At 66.7% G+C, this 6,548-nt stretch carries 9 protein-coding genes and 1 tRNA gene; 1 reads left to right on the top strand and 9 read right to left on the bottom strand.

Features of this window, described 5'->3' with window-relative positions:
- Positions 1–86 precede the first annotated feature (86 nt).
- Complete coding sequence (locus ACFQ4G_RS21680; protein ID WP_379041088.1) at positions 87–656, bottom strand: tyrosine-type recombinase/integrase; 570 nt, start codon at positions 654–656, stop codon at positions 87–89.
- A gap of 546 nt (positions 657–1,202) precedes the next feature.
- Here ACFQ4G_RS21680 and ACFQ4G_RS21675 point away from each other — a divergent pair.
- Positions 1,203–1,478, top strand: coding sequence for a hypothetical protein (locus ACFQ4G_RS21675; RefSeq protein ID WP_238206038.1), 276 nt, complete (start codon positions 1,203–1,205; stop codon positions 1,476–1,478).
- A gap of 162 nt (positions 1,479–1,640) precedes the next feature.
- On the opposite strand, the gene ACFQ4G_RS21670 is transcribed toward ACFQ4G_RS21675, so the two are convergent.
- From ACFQ4G_RS21670 to ACFQ4G_RS21635, 8 genes are all read right to left on the bottom strand, one after another.
- Positions 1,641–1,717: transfer RNA gene (locus ACFQ4G_RS21670), tRNA-Pro, on the bottom strand.
- A 63-nt stretch (positions 1,718–1,780) separates the two neighbouring features.
- Positions 1,781–2,527 carry a 4'-phosphopantetheinyl transferase family protein gene (locus tag ACFQ4G_RS21665; RefSeq protein ID WP_238206041.1) on the bottom strand — a complete coding sequence of 249 codons (747 nt, stop codon included), beginning with the start codon at positions 2,525–2,527 and terminating at the stop codon, positions 1,781–1,783.
- A gap of 107 nt (positions 2,528–2,634) precedes the next feature.
- Complete coding sequence (locus tag ACFQ4G_RS21660; protein ID WP_238206043.1) at positions 2,635–2,844, bottom strand: hypothetical protein; 210 nt, start codon at positions 2,842–2,844, stop codon at positions 2,635–2,637.
- A 131-nt stretch (positions 2,845–2,975) separates the two neighbouring features.
- Positions 2,976–3,848, bottom strand: a complete 873-nt coding sequence (locus ACFQ4G_RS21655; protein WP_238206045.1) for an RNA polymerase factor sigma-32 — start codon at positions 3,846–3,848, stop codon at positions 2,976–2,978.
- 294 nt (positions 3,849–4,142) lie between these two features.
- Positions 4,143–4,745 carry a CarD family transcriptional regulator gene (locus tag ACFQ4G_RS21650; protein ID WP_238206047.1) on the bottom strand — a complete coding sequence of 201 codons (603 nt, stop codon included), beginning with the start codon at positions 4,743–4,745 and terminating at the stop codon, positions 4,143–4,145.
- Positions 4,746–5,406: 661 nt separating this feature from the next.
- Positions 5,407–5,745 (bottom strand): ferredoxin FdxA, encoded by a 339-nt coding sequence (gene fdxA / locus ACFQ4G_RS21645; protein ID WP_238206049.1) that lies wholly within the window; start codon positions 5,743–5,745, stop codon positions 5,407–5,409.
- A gap of 223 nt (positions 5,746–5,968) precedes the next feature.
- Positions 5,969–6,265 carry an RNA-binding S4 domain-containing protein gene (locus tag ACFQ4G_RS21640; protein WP_238206051.1) on the bottom strand — a complete coding sequence of 99 codons (297 nt, stop codon included), beginning with the start codon at positions 6,263–6,265 and terminating at the stop codon, positions 5,969–5,971.
- Positions 6,266–6,331: 66 nt separating this feature from the next.
- Positions 6,332–6,548: hypothetical protein (locus tag ACFQ4G_RS21635; protein WP_379041084.1), on the bottom strand; the 217-nt coding region annotated here is incomplete at its 5' end.

The following is a 6,548-nucleotide window of genomic DNA, read 5'->3' as shown; positions in this document are numbered from 1 at the left end:
CGTTGATCCAAGCCTCGCATCTGACTTCCCCGTCCGCTGCCGGAACGGAGTGAATCATGCCAAGCCCCCTCACGCCACGGACTTCTTCAACACCCTGTTAGGTCCGCATCGACAGCGAAACTGAAAACCGAGCTGATGAGTGCCTGGACACGATTTGCGTTAGTGGCAGTTCCAGCCGCCACCATTCCTTCGCAAAGGTCGATAACGTCGCGGCGCTGGATCTCATCGTATCGCCGGTTGGCCCATTTGGGCAGAACATGTAGCCGAAGGTTTCGTTCGTCGGCGGCGGCTGACCGCTTAAACCGTCGGGCGTGCTCCTCGAGATAGCGGTCGCTGAGTGCCTTAAAGGTACCTGTGTTGGACGCCTCTCGCTCACGTCGCTTTTCCTCGACAGGGTTGAGACCTGCTGCAACTGAGCGCCGCAGGCCATTGGCTCGTTCCCGAGCGTCTGCGAGACTTATTTCAGGGTACGCCCCTATCGTCGCTCGTGTCACTCGGCCGGATCGGGGGTCACGAAAGCGGAAAGACCAAGATCTTGCGCCCCCCGACGTGACACGAAGCTCCAGTCCTTTGCAGCGGGTGTCGCTCAACTCGATACGACCGGATGCGGGAGCGGGCACGCCACGAACTAGAACGTCAGTAAGGGGCTTCTGCATAGTAAGGCCAGGGGCACACGGGGGGCACAAAAGGTAGCTGATGATAGCGCATCCCCCTGGACGTCGCTAGACTAATAATACAACGAATTGAACGGCTTACGCATGGCGACTGAGTCCAGGAATGTCCAACGCAGGCCGAAGTTACATGACTGAAAATCGCAGTGTCGGCGGTTCGACTCCGTCCCTGGGCACCATTCGGCTTCGAGCCGTTGATCCCTTGAAAACATTGGTCTTTCCGGGATTGGCCAGATCACGTCTCCGGTTCACGCATCGACATGCCGATCAAGTCGTGCGGCACGCTTCCCGGCGTGCCGGCAGCCAGAATCGGTCCGGGCGGCGAGTGTCCCTGGACGTGATCGGGCCGGTTCGCGGAAGGGTCCGAGGTCGAGCGTCCGGGCGACGGTGGCCACCTCATCGCCCGCCATGCGGACGGGACCGCACGGCTCATCCTCCGATCCCGCTTGGCGAAAGCCGGTGCGGATTTCCGATTGAAGCCAAGCTTCCGTGACCTACATTCCGGTCCCGCGCTTCAAGGAAGGACCTCGGATGAGAGATCTACGCTCAATCGCATTGTCGGCCGCGCTCGTCTGTGCCGGTTTGATGTCGACGGCAGAGGCCGCGCCTCTGGCGGCCGGAGCGGCCTCGCTCGGACAGCCGCCGGCCGCCGAAACGGTCCAGTACGGCTATCGCTACGGTTACGGCCATTCGCCCGAGCACAATTATCGCAAGCATGTCCGTCGGCAGATGCAGCGCGATCGTTACAGTGCCCATCTGCGCCGCCAGGATCAGCATTACCGTCGCGCCTACCGCTACGGGTACTGAGACCGCGTTTCCGCGCAGTCCCCGGCTCTCACGACAGACCCGCCCGGCTCGCGCCGCGGCGGGTTTTCACTGTGCCGTGGAAACGACGCTCGCCACCCGTTCCGCGCTGTGAGGCTTCGATTTTCAGGGGAGCAGTAAGAGACTGCAGGCTCTCGGGAAATTTGGTCGGAGTGGCAGGATTTGAACCTGCGACCCCCACGTCCCGAACGTGGTGCGCTACCAGACTGCGCTACACTCCGACGGCCGGCGTCTCCACCGGCGAGCGGACGTATAGCGAGGCCGGCGCGGAGCCGCAAGCGCCATCATCGGCCTTGTTGCGATGGAGCGGCGATGCGGTCCGGCCAATCGGGCGGCAGGGCACGACGGACGAAGCCGGCATCGGCCGCCGCGACGGCGAGGGCGGCGGCATAGCCCGGTGCCGTCGGGAGCGTATGCAGGCTCCATTCCCTCGCCCCGCCCGGCATCGAGAGCAGCACCGCCTTCGCCGGCGAGACGGAGACGGAGAAACTGTCGAGGGGGAGCGAGAGCCCCTCTCCCGTCGCTTTCACCACGGCCTCCTTGCGCGTCCAGCAGGCGAAGAATGCGGGCGTCAGCCTGTCCGGAGCGAGAGAGTCGAGATCGGCGATCTCGCTCGCCGCGAAATGCGCACGGGCGATGCGGAGAAGATCGGGCATCGGGCGCATCTCCTCCACGTCGACGCCGATTTCCGCCGAGGCGGAAAGGCCGACCAGGGCTCGGCTGCCGGAATGGGACAGGCTGAAACGGCATGATCCGGCCCAGACGCCCGCGAGATGGGGTTTGCCGGCCCTCCCGGTGCCGAAGGCGAGGCCGCGCGGGTCGGTGCGAAGGCGATGGCCGAGGACGAGGCGCAGGGCGGCATGGCTCGCCGCGTAGCGGAGGCGGTCCTCGTCGCGGAGGAAGCGAGAGGTGCGGGCGCGCTCGTCGTCGGAGAGGAGGGCCAGGCACGCGTCACGATGGGCGGCGGCGGGAGCGAGATCGATGTCCCACACCGTCACTCGACCATCCGTGTCGGGTGCGGCGGTCGTCATCCCGTCGCCCGCACCGCCCGTGGCGGAACACGGCTCGTCACTGGCGTGCGAAGCGAAGGCGGAGGCAGGGCCGTTGTTTCATTCATGAACGACATCCGCCACGGCGGTCAGCGAAAGCGTGGCGGAACCCTGCCGGCCATCGATCGCTCGGATGCGCCCTCCGGCTCTTGGGCCACGACGAAAGCGAGGTAGGCGATCTGGCAGATGGCCAGCACACAGTAGAACGCGCCGAGCGACATCAGCAGCGAGAGACGATACGTGATGGCCGTGGCGGCCACTAAGGCGGTGCTGATCCCCACGAGCAGCACGAACGCCATCAAGGGCCTCTGTGTGGCGATTCTCATCCGGCGAGCCTGCCACGTATGTGGCGGCGGAAACAATGTGTCGCTGGAGTTGAATCCGCGACTCGAGGATGGCCGCGAATACCGAGTTCGGTCCGGACGCCGCGTCAGACGTAGACGTTGCCGGCGGTCTGCGGAAAGCGTTCCGCCAAGGCACGGCGCAGCTTTTCCAGGGCGCGGTTCTCGATCTGACGGACGCGCTCCTTCGAAATGCCGAGACGGCGGCCCAGCGCCTCGAGCGTCGCCTGGTCCTCGGTCAGCCGCCGCTCGCGCAGGATGCGCAATTCGCGCTCCGAGAGAACGGTGAGCGCCTCGTTGAGCCAGGTCAGACGCCGCTCGCCATCCACCGAGGCGGAGACGGTCTCGTCGGGCAGCGCGGCACCGTCCACGAGGAAGTCCATGCGCTCGGAAGAGGCTTCGCTCTCCTCGCCCACGGGAGCATTGAGGGACATGTCCGGCCCCGAGAGGCGAGCGTCCATGAGCGCGACGTCCTGCTGCGACACTCCGATGGCGGTGGCGATGCGGCGATGGATCTCGTCGCCCACATGCTCCTCGGTGGATTGCATGAGCCGGGCGCGCAGGCGGCGCAGGTTGAAGAACAGCGCCTTCTGTGCCGAGCTCGTGCCGCCGCGGACGATGGACCAGTTGCGCAGGATGTAATCCTGGATCGAGGCCCTGATCCACCAGGTGGCGTAGGTGGAGAACCGGACTTCCCGCTCGGGCTCGAACCGGGCCGCCGCCTCCATCAGGCCGACATGGCCTTCCTGGACGAGGTCGGCCATGGGCAGGCCGTAATGGCGGAAGCGTCCGGCGATGGCGATGACGAGGCGCATATGCGCGGAGATGAGCCGGTGAAGGGCGTGCTCGTCGCGCTCGTCCTTCCAGCGGACTGCGAGACCCCGTTCCTCGTCCCGCGCCAGGAAGGGCGCCTCCATGGCCGTACGGATGAACTGTCGCCGTATCCCCGCGATGTCCGCCATTCCCGCCTCCGCCTTTGTCCGTTGCGTGCACGCGCCGCAGGAGGCTCCGTCGGTCCGAGGAGCCGGATGGTCCGAAAGCGTGGGCACAGGCCCGGGGTCATGGCCCAGGCATCGGACAACGGAGCCGTCCGACCGATAGTTCCGCAGGCTTGGCCTGACAGGGGATGTGACGCTGCGGCACTTTGGGGCAGGGGCGCGGCGCCTGCAGCGATCCGGCAAGAAAAAGGCCCGGTGCTGGTGCACCGGGCCCGGATTGTCATCGATGACGATGCTTCTGGCGAGGAGGGCGACCGATCAGGCCGCCTCTTCCTGGATGTCGTCGCTCTCGACATCCGCCTCGGCCTCGCCCTCGGCTTCCGCCTCGCCCTTGGCGCGGCGCGGCGACTTGGCGAGGCTCTGCTCGATCAGCTTGAGCGCCTCGGTCTCGGTGATGCGGTTCACCGACGAGATCTCGCGCAGGACGCGGTCCAGGGCGGCCTCGTAGAGCTGGCGCTCGCTGTAGGATTGCTCGGGCTGGGCCTCCGAGCGGTAGAGGTCGCGCACGACCTCGGTCACCGACAGCAGATCGCCGGAATTGATCTTGGCCTCGTATTCCTGGGCGCGGCGCGACCACATCGTGCGCTTGATCCGGGCGCGGCCGGTGAGGACGTCGAGGGCCTTCTTGACGAGTTCCGGCTCGGCGAGCTTGCGCATGCCGACGCTGTTGGCCTTGGCGGTGGGGACGCGCAGGACCATCTTGTCCTTCTCGAATGAGACCACGAACAGCTCGAGCTTGTAGCCGGCGATCTCCTGCTCCTCGATCGCGGTGATGCGACCGACGCCATGAGCCGGATACACGACCGCTTCGCCGGTCTTGAAGCCTTGGCGGCCTGCCGTCGTCTTCTTGGCTGTGGTCATGCGAGAAGCGCCTCCAGAACATCGCGCGCGCATCGAGTCGCGCCGAACTTCATTTCCGGGGTGGGTGACCCGGCTCAAGCCCCTTGTCCGCCAGCCGACGATGCTCTCTAACATCGGCACGGCGGGTCCCAGGCTAGCCGATCATCCACACCATGCGATCGGGGCCGCGGAAGGCACGGGTGCCCCCAGCGGTCGATCGCATGCCGCCTCATCTCGGTGAGACGACCTCCCAAAGAGGGACATCGGCCCGGTCGAAAAGTTTGGAAACCACCGCTTGGGCAGCCAAAGGCAGCACGTCAGGCACGAACGACGGCAGGCGCTCGTCATACCACAAACCGGGCACCGAATCAAAGGATTGCCGACGCAGAGCACGGGTGCGCCACCGGCCAGGCCGATGTTTTGCACGGTTACCGCATCGTCCGGCGTGGGACCCTACCAGGGGCGTGCCCCCGTGACGCTGCCGTCGGAAACCGGCTCGAATGCGGCGTCATGCGGCACATTCGGACCGACCGCGTAAGGGCGATCAGCCTATCGGCCGACACGATCGGCGCATGTTCCCGGCGGAACAGCGAGCGGCATCCGCAGGCGCAGGTCGGCGCGGGACTGCGTCGTGAACGGGTGACGCGACGGCACTGGCCCGATCCCTCGGGCGGGAGCGGTCTCAGTCGCCGGCGCCGGGGGAGGCCGAGAAATGGGCCTCGAACTTGCCGGAGACGCCGTCCCAGTCCTTGGCGTCGGACGGCGCGTCCTTCTTCTGGGTGATGTTGGGCCAGCTCCGGGCGTAATCGGCATTGACCTTCAGCCAGGTCTCGAGGCTCGGCTCGGTATCGGGCTTGATCGCCTCGGCGGGGCATTCCGGCTCGCAGACGCCGCAATCGATGCACTCGTCGGGATGGATGACGAGCATGTTCTCGCCCTCGTAGAAACAATCCACGGGGCAGACTTCCACGCAGTCCATGTACTTGCACTTGATGCAATTGTCGGTGACGACGTAGGTCATTTGCCCTTCAGCCTCAATCCGTGTTCGGGCAGGTCCGCGACCCGGGCCCGTTTCGGCCGGGATTCTAGACCCGGTCTCCGCACGGCTCCGTTAACGCGCCCATGGGCCACGTGCCGCCCTCTTGTTTCGCACGGCTCTAGCCCCTGTCACCGGGGCTGACAAGCAGTCGGCACATCACGAGGACGAAGCCGGTGCGGCGGGGACACACCGTGCCGGCCGCAGATCAGTCCGGGTCGTCGGGCAGCGCGTTCGCGCCTGCGGAGAGATCGGCATAGAGGAGCCGCGCCTCCGTCGCCGGTCCGCGCCGCTCGCCGAGATCGACCACCCGCACCGCCGCCGTCACATGGGCGGCGGCCACGGTGATCACGTCGCCGATGCCGATCCCCTTGGCGGGGTTGTCGGTGCGTGTGCCGTTCACCCGGACGAACCCGTCCTCCACCAGGGCGGCGGCGAGGGAGCGGCTCCGCGCGAAGCGGGTGAACCAGAGCCATTTGTCGAGACGCTGGCGCCCCGGCTTCATCAGGCCTCGGCGCGTCCCGCTTCAGCGCCTCTCACATCGGGCACTGTTCCCGAAAGCCCCGCCACGTCAGCGCTTGCCGCCATCGCCGGCTTCGAGCTGGGCCTTGAGAGCCGCGAGTTTGGCGAAGGGCGAATCCGGGTCCGGAGCCCGCTCGCGGCGCTGCGGGCGCTGCTCCTGCTGCGGGGCGGGACGGCCCTCGTCACGGCGCTCGGGACGCACCCGGCCGGGCTCGAACCGATCCCGCCGGGGCGGACGTCCGCCATCGGGACGGCCGCCGTCGCGG

Origin of the sequence: Methylobacterium marchantiae (assembly GCF_042679825.1) — a bacterium.
In the GTDB taxonomy this organism is placed as follows: domain Bacteria; phylum Pseudomonadota; class Alphaproteobacteria; order Rhizobiales; family Beijerinckiaceae; genus Methylobacterium; species Methylobacterium marchantiae.
The sequence above is the reverse complement of the archived record's forward strand: the minus strand, read 5'-3'. Positions and strand labels throughout refer to the sequence as shown.